The 14,831-nt window shown below is 65.8% G+C and carries 12 protein-coding genes and 6 pseudogenes; 8 read left to right on the top strand and 10 right to left on the bottom strand.

Annotated elements, in window-relative coordinates; genetic code table 11:
• Positions 1-257: 257 nt before the first annotated feature.
• Positions 258-416: a hypothetical protein gene (locus M8859_RS37840; RefSeq protein WP_195072195.1), complete on the bottom strand. Its 159-nt coding sequence runs from the start codon at positions 414-416 to the stop codon at positions 258-260.
• Here M8859_RS37840 and M8859_RS37835 point away from each other — a divergent pair.
• Positions 376-621: pseudogene (locus M8859_RS37835) on the top strand (hypothetical protein); the annotation flags it as partial. The gene M8859_RS37840 and the pseudogene M8859_RS37835 sit on opposite strands and share 41 nt — an antisense overlap.
• 113 nt (positions 622-734) lie before the next feature.
• Here M8859_RS37835 and M8859_RS33680 read toward each other — a convergent pair.
• The 6 genes and pseudogenes from M8859_RS33680 to M8859_RS33655 all read right to left on the bottom strand — a co-directional run bounded on the left by M8859_RS33680 (position 735) and on the right by M8859_RS33655 (position 5,324).
• On the bottom strand, positions 735-2,072 hold the full coding sequence (locus M8859_RS33680) for a lipase family protein (RefSeq protein WP_249645474.1): 1,338 nt from the start codon (positions 2,070-2,072) through the stop codon (positions 735-737).
• Positions 2,073-2,361: 289 nt separating this feature from the next.
• Positions 2,362-2,689, bottom strand: a pseudogene (locus tag M8859_RS33675) (cytochrome P450); the annotation flags it as partial.
• Between the two features lie 106 nt (positions 2,690-2,795).
• Positions 2,796-3,213 (bottom strand): annotated as a pseudogene (locus M8859_RS33670) (acyl-CoA dehydrogenase family protein); the annotation flags it as partial.
• Positions 3,212-4,070: pseudogene (locus M8859_RS33665) on the bottom strand (acyl-CoA dehydrogenase family protein); the annotation flags it as partial. The pseudogenes M8859_RS33670 and M8859_RS33665, both read right to left, overlap by 2 nt.
• A pseudogene (locus M8859_RS33660) lies at positions 4,054-4,938 on the bottom strand (acyl-CoA dehydrogenase family protein). The pseudogenes M8859_RS33660 and M8859_RS33665, both read right to left, overlap by 17 nt.
• 110 nt (positions 4,939-5,048) lie before the next feature.
• Positions 5,049-5,324 (bottom strand): hypothetical protein, encoded by a 276-nt coding sequence (locus tag M8859_RS33655; protein WP_159929694.1) that lies wholly within the window; start codon positions 5,322-5,324, stop codon positions 5,049-5,051.
• A 285-nt stretch (positions 5,325-5,609) separates the two neighbouring features.
• Between M8859_RS33655 and M8859_RS33650 the strand changes: the two genes are divergently transcribed.
• Positions 5,610-5,816 (top strand): hypothetical protein, encoded by a 207-nt coding sequence (locus tag M8859_RS33650; RefSeq protein ID WP_159929696.1) that lies wholly within the window; start codon positions 5,610-5,612, stop codon positions 5,814-5,816.
• 114 nt (positions 5,817-5,930) lie between these two features.
• On the opposite strand, the gene M8859_RS33645 is transcribed toward M8859_RS33650, so the two are convergent.
• Positions 5,931-6,884 (bottom strand): DNA polymerase domain-containing protein, encoded by a 954-nt coding sequence (locus M8859_RS33645; RefSeq protein WP_159929698.1) that lies wholly within the window; start codon positions 6,882-6,884, stop codon positions 5,931-5,933.
• A 465-nt stretch (positions 6,885-7,349) separates the two neighbouring features.
• On the opposite strand from M8859_RS33645, the gene dpgD reads away from it, so the two are divergent.
• From dpgD to M8859_RS33615, 6 genes are all read left to right on the top strand, one after another.
• Positions 7,350-8,159, top strand: a complete 810-nt coding sequence (gene dpgD / locus M8859_RS33640; RefSeq protein WP_249645473.1) for an enoyl-CoA-hydratase DpgD — start codon at positions 7,350-7,352, stop codon at positions 8,157-8,159.
• Positions 8,160-8,358: 199 nt separating this feature from the next.
• Positions 8,359-9,417 carry a 3,5-dihydroxyphenylacetyl-CoA synthase DpgA gene (gene dpgA / locus M8859_RS33635; protein ID WP_249645472.1) on the top strand — a complete coding sequence of 353 codons (1,059 nt, stop codon included), beginning with the start codon at positions 8,359-8,361 and terminating at the stop codon, positions 9,415-9,417.
• Between the two features lie 57 nt (positions 9,418-9,474).
• Positions 9,475-10,143 (top strand): enoyl-CoA-hydratase DpgB, encoded by a 669-nt coding sequence (dpgB, locus tag M8859_RS33630; RefSeq protein ID WP_249645471.1) that lies wholly within the window; start codon positions 9,475-9,477, stop codon positions 10,141-10,143.
• Positions 10,136-11,494, top strand: a complete 1,359-nt coding sequence (locus M8859_RS33625) for an enoyl-CoA hydratase/isomerase family protein (RefSeq protein WP_195072175.1) — start codon at positions 10,136-10,138, stop codon at positions 11,492-11,494. The genes dpgB and M8859_RS33625 overlap by 8 nt, the downstream gene beginning before the upstream one ends.
• The gene (locus M8859_RS33620; protein ID WP_249645470.1) at positions 11,478-12,788 is read left to right on the top strand and encodes an aminotransferase-like domain-containing protein; all 1,311 of its coding nucleotides are present in this window, start codon (positions 11,478-11,480) and stop codon (positions 12,786-12,788) included. The genes M8859_RS33625 and M8859_RS33620 overlap by 17 nt, the downstream gene beginning before the upstream one ends.
• Before the next feature lie 207 nt (positions 12,789-12,995).
• The gene (locus M8859_RS33615) at positions 12,996-13,595 is read left to right on the top strand and encodes a hypothetical protein (RefSeq protein ID WP_249645469.1); all 600 of its coding nucleotides are present in this window, start codon (positions 12,996-12,998) and stop codon (positions 13,593-13,595) included.
• A 63-nt stretch (positions 13,596-13,658) separates the two neighbouring features.
• Here the strand turns inward: M8859_RS33615 and M8859_RS33610 are convergent, their stop codons facing one another.
• Positions 13,659-14,588, bottom strand: coding sequence for an IS5 family transposase (locus tag M8859_RS33610; protein WP_249645468.1), 930 nt, complete (start codon positions 14,586-14,588; stop codon positions 13,659-13,661).
• 116 nt (positions 14,589-14,704) lie between these two features.
• Positions 14,705-14,831 (bottom strand): annotated as a pseudogene (locus M8859_RS33605) (integrase core domain-containing protein); the annotation flags it as partial.

The following is a 14,831-nucleotide window of genomic DNA, read 5'->3' as shown; positions in this document are numbered from 1 at the left end:
GATGCGTTCGCCACGCAAGTGTGTCGCTGGTTCCAGCGCGCGACCGGGCTGCCCACCGCCCGCGTCGAAGTGCAGTCGGCGTTCCCGGCCGCCCTGGTATGGGCATCGAAACCTCTCCGACTGCCGACGCCCGCCCCATCGCCACCCCACCGGCCCGCCGCAACGGCGACGGGACCGCGGTGTTCACCTGGAACACCATCAGTCCGCTACAGCCCACCCGCTACCGCACGGAATGGCGGTTGCGCTCACACCGAGCACTACACCCGGGAAAGTAAGGTTTGCTGCGCGGTCGTGCTCGACACCCATTCACGGCGGGTGGTCGGCTGGTCGATCGACTCGACCCAAACCGCAACGCCGGCCACCAACGCACTCGGCATGGCGATCTCGAACCGATCACCGACCTCGAGCACGATCATTCACGATCTGTCCGTGCTGGAGACCCAGGTCCTCGGGCTCACCTATTTCCCGGTCTCGTTCTTCGACGCCCTCGGCCGCCCCTTCCGTACGGAACGACGGCGCAGCGTCTCGGGTGTCGCCACCGCGTCCGACGGCTTGGTGGCGGTGGGATGCGGCACCGCGCAGCAGTGGTTCGACCTGTGCGCGTTGGTGGGGCACCCGGAGCTCTCGGGTCGGCACGAAGGGGCACGAAATCGTCTGGGACGAAAGGCCAAGACGCGCGAAAGCGCGGTCGGGCCCAGCGTTTCGGGGCCCGACCGCGCTCTGCGCAGGCGGATTCAGTCGAAGGTGCAGCCGGAGACGGGCTTGCCTGCGAGGCGATCGAGCAGGTAGGTGATCGCGTTGTCGGGGCCGAAGCCGTCGATCATCTCCGGTCCGAAATGGTTCGGGATGGTCGTGCCGGGCAGGATCGGTGGCAGCTCGTTGGTGCGGAAGGTGACCGTGGCGCCTTCGGCACACCAGTCTTCGGCGAGCCGGCGGGCCTGGCCGTAAGGGACGGTGTCGTCGTTGAGACCGCTGGTGATCAGAACCGGCGTGGCCGGGGTCAGGTTGCCGATGCGCAGTTCGGCCAGGGCGGGAGCGGCCTCGGGCAGCTCCGCGAGATGTTCGGTGAGCGAGCGGCCGTCGTTGGTCAGCGAGTTGGTCTTCAGGAAGGGATGGCGGGTGATGATGTCGCCGATGCATGCGTTGCTGAGGGTTTCGAGCATGGCGCGTCCTGCGGGACTGGTCACCCGGTCCAGGGCCTTGTGCAGTTCGGGGTAGCGCGCGAGCAGACCGTTGATGGCGAATCCGATGGCGCCGCCGATGAGAGCGCCGTCGATGCGTTCGAGGATCGCGGCGAGATCCGCGACCGGCCCACCCGCCCAGGTGCCCTTGAGATTCAACTCCGGCGCATACTCCGTTTGCATCTCGGCCGCGGCCGCCGTCGCACCGCCACCCTGGGAGTAGCCCCACAACACCACTGGCGTCTCGGGTGCGGCGCCCGCGAGTTTGTGCGCCGCGCGAACCCCGTCGAGAACGGCGTGCGCGGCTTCGATCCGATTGGCGTAAGTGTGAATGCCCGGTGTGCCCAAACCGATGTAGTCGGTCACCAGGACACGGGCGCCCAACCCGCTCCACACCGCCGAGGCCGGGAGTTCCTGGTTCGCCGAAAGCCCCGGCGACGGGTCGGTGAACACCGTCATTCCGGTGGAGAACGCCACCGACATCGCGCAGCGATCACCCTGACCGGAGGTGCCGGGACCGATGACCACCGTCGGGCGCGGGCCCGGACCCTGCCACGGGCCGGTGGCGTCGATGAACGTCCCGGTCACCGCGACCGGGGAGCCGTCCTGCAGCCGCGAGGTGTACATGACGTGCTGCGCCTTGCCCGGCCACCCCTTGTCCGTGGGCACGGTCGCGAACAGCGCCATCGGCGCGGTCTTGATGATCGCCCCCGGCTCCGACGGAATCTGGGCGGGCGGGAGATAGAAATCGCTGACCGGGGCGGCCGCCGCCTCCCTGGTATCCACCCCCACCACGGCTACCGCGGTGGCGCAGGCCACGGCCACCGCCGCCGCCACCGGAACGGCCCACCGCCGCCACCTCGACCGAGACTGTCCATGCTGTCGCTGCATCGATGACTCTCCATGACTTCCACCCGGCCCCTTCGCCGGAGTGATCCGAGTCGCGAAAGCTGCGGAGCATGAGGCTCGTCACAGCTGACGGACGACAGCAGAGTAACACGATTACTGTATATGAACCTACGTGGTGTCAGAACTGTGCGTCGGGCGTCCATCCGATGAACGAACACCGGGCAGCCGGGTGCGCATGCGGCGGCTGCCCGGCGGGTGCTGATCGCGTGCCGGACATCGAGACGAGCTACGAGTAGCACACAGCGCCTCCCCCGATACGCGGCGCGAAGCCCTACCAGCTCACTGGCAGCTCGTACACCCCGTAAGCGAGGCGGTCGTGCTTGAATTGCATTTCCTCGAACGGGATCGCCAAGCGCAGGGAGGGAATCCGCCGAACCAGCGTCTGGAACATGATCTGCAATTCGGCCCTGGCCAGTTGCTGCCCGACGCACTGGTGCGGGCCGAAACCGAACCGGAGGTGCTGGGCGGCGGGCCTGCGCAGATCCAGCCTGTCCGGCTGCTCCCATGCCTTCTCGTCCCAAGTTGGCCGGAGCGAGGTCGAAGATCAGGCCCTCGCCCGCCCGGACGGGTCTCCCCGCGATCTCGCGATCGTGCGGTGCTGGCGACCACCTTGGACCACGAATCGGTCCGAGCCCTCGGCACCGGGCTCGGATGGGGAGCGATCTCGTAATGCCGCAGCCACCTTGCTGGCGCGATTTCCCGCCGAGCGACGTGCAGGAGCGGATCGAAGACCGCGACCCGGCGCGCGGTGACCCGGGCGGCGGGCAACACGAACACTCCGGCGCCGGTGGCGACCGCCAACCGCTCGGCTCGGTCGCCGTCGAGCACCTGAGCGGTGCCGCTCAGGATCCACTCAGAGCCGTCGCGGCGAGCCGATACGCCCTCGAACACCGCGGTCGCGGCGGTGGCGCTGCGCGTCACCAGCCGGTGGCGCGTAGTGGGTCATCGTGGCCAGGTACGGGGTCGGATCGGTGACCCGCCCCAGTTCCTCCAGCACGATGGTCAGCTCCACCATCTCGCACGGATCGGTGAGCGAGGTCCATCCTTGGTCGAGATAGACATTCCACAGTAGGGCGGAATCCGCGCCACGCTCGGCGATGTCCCTGATCAGCGCCACCGGACAGGGCGTGCGCGTCCATGACCAGCTTCGCGTACGCGTCGCGGTCGAGCACGCTGCGCGGCCGGAAGTCTCCGAGCAGATCCTCGAGCCGGTCGGCATACCCCAGCCACAGCAGCGTGCGTTCGTGACGAAGCGAGCCGGTGGCCACCGACCAGCCCTGATTCGGCGCGCCGACCAGGTTCTCCGCGGGCACCCGGACGCCTTCGAAGTAGACCTCGTTGAAGTCGAGGTCGTCCGGCGAGCACACCGAGGGGAACGGTCGTCTCGTCACCCCCGGCAGGTCGGTGGGAATCAGCAGGACGCTGATTCCCCGATGCTTCGGGGCCGCCGGATCGGTACGGACGAAGGTCAGCAGAACGTCGGCGTCGTGGGCGCCGGAGGTCCACACCTTCTGCCCGTCCACCACGTACTCCTCGCCGTCGCGCACCGCGCGGGTGCGCAACCCGGCCAGATCCGAACCCGCGCCCGGCTCGCTCATTCCCAGCGCGGCGGGTGATCTCCGCCCGCAGGATCGGCACCGCCCAGCGGCACTTCTGCTCCTGGGTGCCGAACGACAGCAGCGAGGCCGCGACGATCCCGACGCCCTGCGGATTGAAACTGTGGTAGATCCGCCGCTTGGACAGCTCCTCCAGGTGCACGTACTGCTGCAGCACCGTGGCGTTGCGGCCGCCGAACTCCGGCGGATTCGCCGGGAGCAGCCAGCCGTTGTCGAACAGCAGGCGCTGCCAGCGCCGCGCCCATTCCGGCACACGCGCGCCGGACCGGGAGCGTTCGACGGCCTCGGTCGGCAGGTGTTCGGTGAGAAAGGCGACGAATTCGGCGCGGAAGGCCTCGACGTCGGAATCAAAGGTGAGCTGCACGGTACTCCTCGGCGATGAGCGCCCGATGCTCGGCCGCGCCGCCGAGCATCAGCTCGCCGGCCTTGGCCCGCTTGAGCGCGAACTGTAGGTCGTTCTCCCAGGTGAAACCCATGGCACCGAACAGCTGGATGCCGTGGCGGAAACCCAGCGCCTGGCACTCGCCGCCGAGGCCTTGGCCATGGACGCCGCCATCCGGCGTCGCGAATCGTCCTCTGCCAGGCACAATGCGGCGAAATACCCCAGCGCGCGGGCCCGCTCGATCGCGATGTGCATGTCGGCGGCTTTGTGTTGCACGGCCTGGAACGACCCGATGATCGCGTCGAATTGGCGACGGCCGCGCTTCGGTCGCCACCGGTGACCCGCACGCCCGCGAAACGAACCTCCGCGACGTGCAGCACCGGATCGAATACCGAAACCCGGCTCGCGGTCACCGCCTCGGCAGGCACGACGAACACACCGGCATCGGTGACCGCGGCGAAACGCTCCGCCCGGTCACCGTCGAGAACGTGGTGGGCGGTGCCGTCCAAACGCCATCCGCGGCCGTCAGGCCGGGCGACGACGCCGGAATAGACCGCCGTGCACGGACTCTCGATCCTCCCCGCATCCGGGACGAGTGGGACATCGACGCCAGAAAAGGGGTGGGGTCGGTGGCACAGCCGAGTTGTTCGAGCACAATGGCCAGTTCGACACTCGGGGCAGGATCCGTCAGCTCGGTCCAGCCGATGTCGACGTAGGTCTGCCACAAGGAGCCGGGTTCGAGATCCTTGTCGATGATGTCGCGAATCAGAGTGGGTGGGACCTGCTTCGCCGTGACCTCACGCGCCGTTTCGCGCAATAGTCGCTGGTCGGCGTCGAACTCGAACAGCATCTGGACCCTCTTCCCTGTCGCTGGCCGCCTGGGCGCAGCATCGCGTGCACCATGCAGAGAATTTCATTCTCATTTTGGGAAGTAGAGATTCGATGCGCCGGGCGGCGGAGTCAGCCGGTGTGCGCCTCGGATACCTGGCTCGTCGCCCGCGCGAGCGCCGCGTTGACGTCACGGACGAAAGCCAGCAGCGTCCGCAGTGTGGCGTCGTCCTCCGGCAGACCTCCGTCCAGCGCCGCGAGTTCGCCGAACAACGGTGCCACCGCCACCTCGGCCCGGACCGCCACGAGTTCGACCGCCGAATGGAGCACCACCGTCTGGGTCGTATGCCTGCGCATCTCGTCCCGCAGCGCACCTAACGTCTGCTCGCGCGTGCCCGGTTCCGCCATCGCGGCTCCCTCGCTCCGAGTCTCTCTATCATCGAGACACTCTGCACGCGAGAATAACTTGGAAGCTGACCTCGTCATCGAGTCCGCGTTCGGCCCATCGACCGCTCCGAGGGGTGCCCACTCTCGGAACAGACCCTTGCGAAACGCCTTCGACAGCGAGGTAATCGATGACAGCGGGTCCGTATCCCCGCGCCGCCGCCGGAGCGAGAACCGGCGGCCGAAGTATCAATCAGCAGCCCAATCCGCCGGGGACAGACCCCGGCACCGACGACAGCGAGGCTCGTTATGACCAAGTTGCGTGCGACGACGTCAGCCCTGGCGCTCGCCCTCGGGATCGCCATCGGTTCGGGCACCGCCACGGCCGAACCGGTGCTCGCTCCGGCAACGGAGCAACGACACGAAGCCATGGCCGGATTCTCGGCCCCACCATGCTTGCCTTTGATCCTCCCGCCCGCCGTGAACGTTTCAGCGTTCCTGATCTGCCTTGCGTGATATTCGCGCGCCGGAACCACCAAGGCGCTCAGTCAGCTCAGCGTCGGGTGAGCGGCCCGGCGTCGGCGTTCGCGCGGGCAGGTGCGGGCGCACCGTCGTTCGATCCCGCACAGATCATTCGCTCCGCCGCGCCCTGGCACGTCGTTTGCCCTCGTGCATGGCCTGCACCCGGGCCACTGGGATCGTGTGTCCCTCCTCGACCAGATCCGGAGGAAGCTGCTGCGGGGCAGGCATCTCCGACTGCCATGGATCGTTGTCGCCGAGCAGGTCCGGTACGGTCCGCACAGTGAAATCAGCCGGCGTCACCTCGTCGAGGTCCGACCAGCGCAGCGGGAACGACACGGTGACGCCCGGACGGATACGCGGACTGTAGGCGGCGGCCACGGTGGCGCCACCCGCACGGGTGGCGTCGAGAAAGACCTTGCCGTGACGGTCCTCCCGGATGAACGCCGTCGTGCCGACCGACGGATCGATCCGCTCGGCTCGCGCCGCCACGGCACGCGTCGCCGCGGCCGCGTCCTCGACATCCATCCCCGGGACCACCGGCACGAACACATGTAAACCCTTGGAACCACTCGTCTTCACCGCCCCGGACAACCCGTCCGCAGCCAGAGCTTCCCGGATCAGCCGGGCACCTGCCACGGCGTCGGCGAAGGTCTGCCCCGGTGAGGGATCGAGATCGAGCACGAGATGTGTGGGTTCCGGCACGGATTCCGCGAGGAACAGAGTCGGGTGGTATTCCACCGCCCGCTGATTGCCGAACCAGATCAGGGTCCGCAAGTCGTCACAGAGAGCGTAAGTGATCTCCCGCCGCGAGCTCTCCGCCCAGACTTTCGTCCGCGCCACCCACTCCGGCGTGTACTTCGGGAGATTCTTCTGCATGAACGGCTCCTGCCCCGGCCGCACCCGCACCACCGAGAGCGGCCGTCCGCGCAGCACCCGCAGCAACCGTTCCCCGGCGAACTCCAGATAGTCCACCAGATCCCGTTTGCTCGCCCCGGCCTCGTCGAACAACGGCTGATCGAGATTGGACAGTTCGACCCCGTGACACAGCTCGCCTCCCGCCATCGCTCCACCCTCCCCCACCACCGGGCGCCGGTCAATCACCGGGGAGGTGGCGGACTGGTTTTTCCCACTCTTCCACGTTCACCCAGCTTCCGACGCTCGAGCTGGGTGAGCGCATGAACGGTTGGAGGTACGGGTGGTTGTGGCTGCCAGGAATGCAACGTTCGTGACGTGCATGGATTTCCGCTGCTCCGCACAGTTGCCAAAGGCTTCAAGCTGCATACGCTTCGCTTCCGGCAATGATTGCGGTCGCAGCTTCGGGTACATTCATGTGAATATCCACCGAAGCCTGATTACGGCGTACAACAAAAGCGATATACCCAGAAACCGTCGAGGCGATCAGCCGCGAGCCGGGCAGTTCGACACACCGATACCGGATCCGCCTCGTCGCAACCAGCACCTGATCGACCTCGATGGCCCGAGTATCGCATAGGTTGCCGACCGACGCGGGAGCAATATAATGTCGCCATGGATTTCCAGACCATCAGCTACAGAAAAACTTCCCGAGTTGCGCACATAACTATGCGGAGACCCGAAGTCCTGAACGCGATGAATTCGAAAATGCATGAAGAATTGAGCGTGGTCTGGAATGATTTCGAAGCGGACCCCGAGACTCGGGTTGCCGTCCTGTCCGGCACCGGCGACCGCGCTTTTTCCGTGGGACAAGATTTGAAAGAGTCGGGGGCGAACACACCTACCACATTCGGCAGCTACGGTAAGCCGGGCTGGCCGCGCCTGACCGAGCGCTTCGAGCTGTCGAAACCGATCATCGCCAAGGTGCGCGGATACGCCCTCGGTGGCGGCTTCGAATTGGCCCTGGCTTGCGACATCATCGTGGCCAGCACCGATGCAGTGTTCGGCCTGCCGGAAGCCACCCTTGGCCTGGTACCAGGTGCCGGTGGCGTATTCCGGCTGTCCCGGCAGCTCCCGTGGCATACCGCGATGGGGTTGCTGATGAGCGGTCGGTCACTCGCCGCACCGCGCGCGTTCGGGCTGGGACTCATCAATGACGTTGTGCCACCGGATGAACTCGATGCCTGCGTCGCAGGCTGGATCGCGGATATCGTGCGGTGCTCGCCGTTGTCCGTTCGCGCCATCAAGGAGGCTGCCACAAGAGCCGAAGGCAGGCCCCTGGAGGCCGCGTTCGCCACCCGTTACCGCTGGGAAGAACGCCGCGCGGCCAGCCAGGATCCGATCGAAGGCCGACTCGCGTTCCGCGAGAAGCGCGAACCACGCTGGCAAGAAGCGCTGCCGGACGACCATCAAGACCATCCCTGACCCGAGTTCACCGATCCGCGGCCGGACCCGGCCCGATCGAGCGTCCCAACAGTGGGCAGACCACGCCGCCCCGAATTGCCCGATCGGGCTACGCTGCCCGAGCGACTATCGGCTGATTCCGGCCGGGTCCGAGGTGTGATTCAGGGGAATGGATGTTATACACAGTGGACCTCGCGCAACGGGCAGGGAGCGTGAATCGGTGAGTCCATCTGCGCGAATTTTCGGCGTCGGAACAGCGGTTCCGCCCACCTCCTACTCTCAACAAGAATTGCTCGACAGCTTCGGCATCACCGACTCACGTGTGCGTTCTCTGTTTCTCAACGGCGCGATCGAACGACGAAATTTAACCTTGCCGCCGACGCATACCCATGGCGGCTTTACCGAGGAGACTCAGCGCCAGCTACTCGAGAAGCATCGAACAGCCGGTACCGAGTTGGGGCGTCACGCACTCCTGGCCTGCCTGCAAAAGGTCGGCGCGGCAGCGGAGGACATCCGGCACCTGTGCTGTGTGACCAGCACCGGCTTTCTCACCCCAGGTTTAGCGGCCTGGCTTGTCCACGATCTGCCCATCGATCGCCACTGCCACCGACTGGACGTGGTCGGCATGGGCTGCAACGCCGGTCTCAACGCACTCGCCTCGGTATCCGCCTGGGCCCGAGCCCATCCCGGTGAGCTGGCGGTGATGGTCTGCGTGGAGGTATCGTCCGCCGCCTACCTGCACGACGGCACGTTGCGGTCCGCCGTCGTCAACAGCCTCTTCGGCGATGGCGCCGCCGCCGTCGCCGTCATTGCCCGACCGACCCAGGAAAACAACTCAGCACCCTCGATTCTCGGATTCTCCAGCACGATGATTCCCGAGGCGATCCACGCGATGCGCTACGACTGGGACGACAGTCACGGAAAGTTCAGTTTCTACCTGGATCCGGACATCCCCTACGTGATCGGCGCGCACGCGGAACCGAGCGTGGATCGGCTGCTCACTGAATTCGCCCTACGTCGCTCCGACATCACGCACTGGATCGTGCACTCCGGCGGTAAGAAGGTCATCGATTCGATCCGACTGAACCTGGGACTCAGCCGGTTCGACCTGCGACATACCACCGGCGTCCTACGCGACCACGGCAATCTGTCGAGCGGATCGTTTCTGTTTTCGCTCGAAAAATTATGCAATGAGAACACCGCGACCGCCGACGAGTTCGGTGTGTTGATGACGATGGGTCCTGGGACCTCGATCGAGATGGCTCTGATTCAGTGGTGACGGACGAAGACCGAAGGGCACCGGGTGGACGTAATTCGATCTCTCGAGGAAAATGGCGTGGCAACAGCGTTCAGCGCGACGACGTTGACGATTCCAGTCGACCAGACGAAACCGCTAGGCGAGCTCACCGCGCAACTGGTCGCCGCTTCCGACCGGCTGGCTGCCGAGGCACACTTGGCCACGGTGCTCTTCATCCTCGATGATCCGGCACCGACGCGGCTGCCCGTTCCTCTCACGGCAAGTGTCGAGGAGGTCCGGCGGTGGGAGCGAGCCGTCCGACGGCTCGAGCAATCGAATGCGCTGAGCGTGGTGGTCACAAAATCTATGTGCAGCGGCCCCGGTTCGGATATCCTGCTCGCCACCGACTATCGGATCGGCACACCCGAGGCTCGATTGACGTTCACAGCCGATGACGGGCACGTGTGGCCGGGTATGGGGCTCTACCGTCTGGTGCGACAGGCAGGCGCGGGCCATGTCCGACGACTCGTGGTTCGCGGCGGAACACTCAGCGCGAACGAAGCCGTCGAACTCGGTCTGCTCGACGAGCTGACTCCCGAGCCCGAGGCAGTCGCCGAGCGCGTGATACTGGGCGCGCGTCGGCTTTCCAGGTCCGCGCTAGCGGTACACAGGCAATTGCTCAGCGAAGCCGTCTCCGCCGAATTCGACGATGCGCTCGGTGTGCATCTGGCTGCCTGTGACCGCGAGCTGAGGCGTCACAATGATTGACCCGCAAGCCGGTCCCGACTTCGTCGGTGACCTGGACCTCGATGCGACAAGTCTGGCGAAGTACACCGCACGCTGCGAGGACGTAGTCGCACGCTACCCCTCGAGAATCGATCGCGACGCCGGTGCGCAACGTTCGGTGGATCAGGCCTTCGCCGCGGCCAGGACGGCGCGCCGAGCGTTCCTGGCCAGGCACGCGGACGCGGTATACAGCGTGCTGACCAGCGGCCTCGCCCGTCATCGACGCCTGCCGGAACTGGTTCACGCCGCAGCAGAACGCTTCCCAGGCCTGGTGCCGACCGCGACGAGCATCGCCGACGAACGCGGCCGCATTCAGGCCGAACGCGATGGGCGCGAGATCGACCAGGCGATCTTCTGCGCGGCGATACTGCGATCCCCCCGTTCGGGCTCCCACCTGATCGACGCGATGAGGATGCCGACCGCACCGGCGATCGAAGTACTCGACATTTTTCGCCGCACCGGCAAGATCGAGTTGTCCTCGGTCGCGGTCGAACGGGTCGGGCACGCCGCTTACCTGACATTTCGTGATGGTCACCCGCTCAACGCCGAGAACGATCAGCTCGTGACCGACACTGAAACAGCGGTGGACCTCGCGCTGCTCGACGACGAGGTGCGCGTCGGCGTCCTACGCGGCGGCCCGAGCGGCTCCCCGCGATATCAAGGCAAACGAGTCTTCAGCGCGGGCATGAATCTCACCGACCTGCGCAACGGCAGGATCTCGTTCGTGGAATTCCTGCTCGGTCGGGAACTCGGCTTCATCAACAAGATCATGCGCGGCTTGTTCACCGATGCCCGCGCCGCCCCGGTGGTGGCCAGGCAGCCGGAGAAACCGTGGATCGGTGCCGTCGACGCCTTCGCCATCGGTGGCGGCATGCAGTTGCTCCTGGTACTGGATCGGGTGATCGCAGAGGAAGGCGCGTTCTTCAGTCTCCCGGCCGCCGAGGAGGGCATCGTTCCCGGCCTCGCCAACCTTCGCCTGTCGAGAGCGGTCGGAAGCCGAATGTCCCGGCGAATCATTCTGAGCGGCTTGCGGATAGCGGCGACCGACCGAGCAGCCGAGCTGATCTGCGACGAGGTGGTCCCGGCGGAGGAAATGGACGCTGCGATCACGGCCGCGGTAGCGGAATTGTCACAGCCTGCCGTAGTCGCCAATCGGCGAATGTTGATCCTCGCGGAAGAGCCTGTCGACCTCTACCGACGGTACCTGGCCGAATTCGCGATAGTGCAGGCGGAGCGCATGTACAGCCCCGATGTGCTCGGCAACGTCGAGCGACGCTGGCAGGAATCACGTCGGCGAAAACAAGTGGGAGGCAACCGTGCGGTTGGCACGTAGCACGCTGCACGGGTCGCTCGCCGATCCCGTTCTCGGCTCGGTGAGCTTTCTCAACGAGATCATGTCGCGGTACCCCGAGGCCATCTCGTTCGCTCCGGGCGCCCCGCACCCCGAGTTCTTCACCACTCTCGATCCCCACAGCTATATAGAACGCTTCCTCGCCCATCTGAGGCAGGACAAGGGCTATAGCAACGAACGAGCCCGGCGGCTGCTGTTCGAATACGGCCCGAGCCGCGGCATCATCAACGACATCGTGGCCGAGACCTTGCGCCGTGACGAAGGAATCACGGCCGGACCGTCCGAGATCGTGATCACTGTCGGCGCGCAGGAGGCGTTATTCCTGGTGCTGCGCGCGCTGTTCACTCCGTCGACGCGGGGCGCCGTCGCGGTCGCCAATCCCTGCTATCCCGGCATCGTCGGTGCGGCGCGGCTGCTGGACATCCCTGTCGTTCCGATACCCGAATCATCGAACGGCATCGATATCGACCGACTTGCCGACACGTGCTCTATCGCGGGACAGGCCAGGCAGCCCATACGGGTGTGCTACACAGCGCCGGACTTCGCGAACCCAGGCGGCAGCCGGATGCCGGTGTCCACCAGGCATCGGCTGATCGAACTCGCCGAGCACGCCGACTTCCTCATCCTGGAGGACAATCCGTACGGATTCACCGCGCTCGGTCACCAGGTGCTGCCGTCGCTGAAAGCCTTGGACACCCACGAACGCGTGATCCACGTCGGCACTTTCGCCAAGACCTGTTTCCCTGGCGCTCGCGTCGGATATGTGATCGCAGGTCAGGAGGTAGACGATGGTGGGTCGCTCGCCGATGAGATCGCCGCGTTGAAAAGCATGGTCACTGTGAACACCGCCCCGCTCGCACAGGCGGTCGTCGGTGGGATGCTGATGGCGGACGGCGGCACTTTCACCCAGCAGAACCGCCTCAAAGCCGCACGCTACCAGCGCAACCTGGACTGCCTGTTGACCGCGCTCGATGCCGGGTCGAAAAACTGGGCTGAGATCGAATGGAATCGACCGGTCGGCGGCTTCTTCGTCGTCGTGCGGCTCCCCGTGCCGGCAGACCTTGCGCTCTTGGAGATATCAGCCTCCGAGTACGGCGTGTTGTGGACTCCGATGGACCAGTTCTACCTGGACGGCACCGGCAGCCACCGGCTGCGTTTGTCCTGTAGCTACCTCGACGTGGCGGACATCCGGCGCGGGATTGCGCGGCTGAGCGCGTTCATCGAGCACAAGATTCTGGCGCCGGGTTTCGGGCATGGAGTCGCACCGGAGAATTGATTCGATCTCCGTCGATGATCCGGCCCGAATCCTCGGCGCATTCCTATGACTGTCGGCGCTACAACTAGGGTCTGTGTCAAAGTCGAGCGAGGGCGGGCTGTTCGGCTCGCCTACATGGCGTCGGAGCCATTCTGGCCACTATTCACATCGCCGCCATTAACTAATGGCTCCGACACCAGCGAAGCCGACCTGATAGCTTGAATAGCGATGTCTTGGACCTTCGCGGACGACAGTCCACTTCGCATACTGTCTCCTCACACGGCACCGAAGATCGTCTTCCACGCGGTGTGCGACGAGTTGGCGCGCTACTTTGCCCCTGAGGGGATTCGTTATCTGCGTTCGCGCCCGCGCATGGAACAGCGGCGCGGCGATCTGACATTGGAAATGGCGATGTGGTCGTCGCGGTCGAACGTGGCTGGTCAGCAGGTCGGTCTGGAGGTCGTATCGCACATCAGCAGCCAGGCGCTCGCGAAGTGGATCAAGGCGACCGGAATCGGCCGCAACAATGCGCTGTTCACCGTCGACACCCGCAAAGCATCGAGCGGAGTCCACCAGAAATACTTCGACATCGCCGCCGTGAACCCGGAGTCGTTCGTCGGCATAGCCGAGACTATTCGCAGGGTGTGCTGGGAACCGATGACCTGTGTCACAGCCGAGGGGACGTTGCCGGCGGAACTACACCCGCGACTGAAGCCGATCGCGGACAACTTCGCCTGCTGGCTGTGGATGCACGGTCGGCGCGCCGAGGCGCTGGCCACTGCCGGTCTGCCCGATGATCTCCGCGCCCGCCTGCTGGCCCAGGTGTAGCACGCGATCAGCGGCAGCGAGGGTCTGCCTCGAAGTCGATTGAGAGAGAGGGTTGTTCGGCTTTCATTGGTGTCGTAGCCATTGGTTGATGGCGGCGATATGGATAGTAGCCAGGTAGCGCACGGCGAGCTTGTCGAAGCGCGTGGCGACGGCGCGGTGTTGTTTGAGCTGGTTAATGCCACGTTCGACGGCGTTGCGGTCGCGGTAGCGGACCGGGTCGAACGCGGGCGGGCGGCCACCGGTGCTGCCACGGTTGCGGCGGTGCGCGGCCTGGTCGGCCGGTACCGGGATCGTGGCCCTGATGCGGTGCCGGCGCAGCCAGTCCCGGTTGGCGCGACTGGAGTACGCCTTATCGGCCAACACCCGATCTGGCCGCGATCGGGCACGTCCCCCCGCAGTCCTGGCAACCCCGATCCCATTGAGCACGGCTGCGAACTGCGGGCTGTCACCAGCCTGACCGGCAGTGACCAGCATCGCGAGCGCTCGGCAGCCCTGCTCACACGCCAGATGTAGCTTGGTGGTCCAGCCACCGCGCGACCGTCCCAGGCCGTGATCGGTCGGCTCGGGTCCACCACAGCCTCCGGGCGGTTCGGCTTGGCGGTCGCTTCCGCGGCGGGCACCGGCGGCGTGCTGATGGACTCGCATGATCGTCGAGTCCACGCTCACCTGCCACACGATCCGCCCGGCGGCATCGGCGAATGCCTGCAACAACTTCAGGATCACCAGCCACACCCCGCCTCGCTGCCAGCGGCGGAACAACCCATAAACCGCCGACCAGGACCCGTACTGCGGCGGCACGTCACGCCAGGGGCATCCGACTCGGGTCCGCCACCGGATCCCGTCGATGAGCTGCCGTTTCGTCCACTGCGGGGGGCGGCCCGCCTTCTTGTTATGGGGCAGCAGCGGCTCTACCCGTGCCCACTGGGCGTCGGTCAGATCCGCTCGCCCCGCCACCGTTACGCTGGCCAAGAGGTCTCCGTATTCACTGGTCATGCTTGGTCGCTAACCCGAATACCGGAGACCTCCCCACATCCGCACGCCCGACACGCCAACGCAGACAACAGCTTCCACGAGGGTTGCACCGCACCCAACTCACTTCGACACAGGCCCTAGGTGTACTGACCTGAGAGGTTGGGGACGCGGCTGGCTGGTGGGTGTCCGCCGAGTGCGGTGTGGCCGCGGTGGTGATTGTAGGCGTGAAGCCAGTCGGTGAATGCGGCGCGGCGTTCGGTTTCG

This window comes from Nocardia sputi (genome assembly GCF_023501985.1).
This window is presented reverse-complemented; position numbering and strand designations above follow the sequence as displayed.

Bases quoted from the DNA above. Each gene is read 5' to 3' on its own strand.
- M8859_RS37840 (WP_195072195.1), bottom strand. From the start codon at position 416: ATGATCGTGCTCGAGGTCGGTGATCGGTTCGAGATCGCCATGCCGAGT.
- M8859_RS33680 (WP_249645474.1), bottom strand. From the start codon at position 2,072: ATGCAGCGACAGCATGGACAGTCTCGGTCGAGGTGGCGGCGGTGGGCC.
- M8859_RS33655 (WP_159929694.1), bottom strand. From the start codon at position 5,324: ATGGCGGAACCGGGCACGCGCGAGCAGACGTTAGGTGCGCTGCGGGAC.
- M8859_RS33650 (WP_159929696.1), top strand. From the start codon at position 5,610: ATGACCAAGTTGCGTGCGACGACGTCAGCCCTGGCGCTCGCCCTCGGG.
- M8859_RS33645 (WP_159929698.1), bottom strand. From the start codon at position 6,884: ATGGCGGGAGGCGAGCTGTGTCACGGGGTCGAACTGTCCAATCTCGAT.
- dpgD (WP_249645473.1), top strand. From the start codon at position 7,350: ATGGATTTCCAGACCATCAGCTACAGAAAAACTTCCCGAGTTGCGCAC.
- M8859_RS33625 (WP_195072175.1), top strand. From the start codon at position 10,136: ATGATTGACCCGCAAGCCGGTCCCGACTTCGTCGGTGACCTGGACCTC.
- M8859_RS33615 (WP_249645469.1), top strand. From the start codon at position 12,996: ATGTCTTGGACCTTCGCGGACGACAGTCCACTTCGCATACTGTCTCCT.
- M8859_RS33610 (WP_249645468.1), bottom strand. From the start codon at position 14,588: ATGACCAGTGAATACGGAGACCTCTTGGCCAGCGTAACGGTGGCGGGG.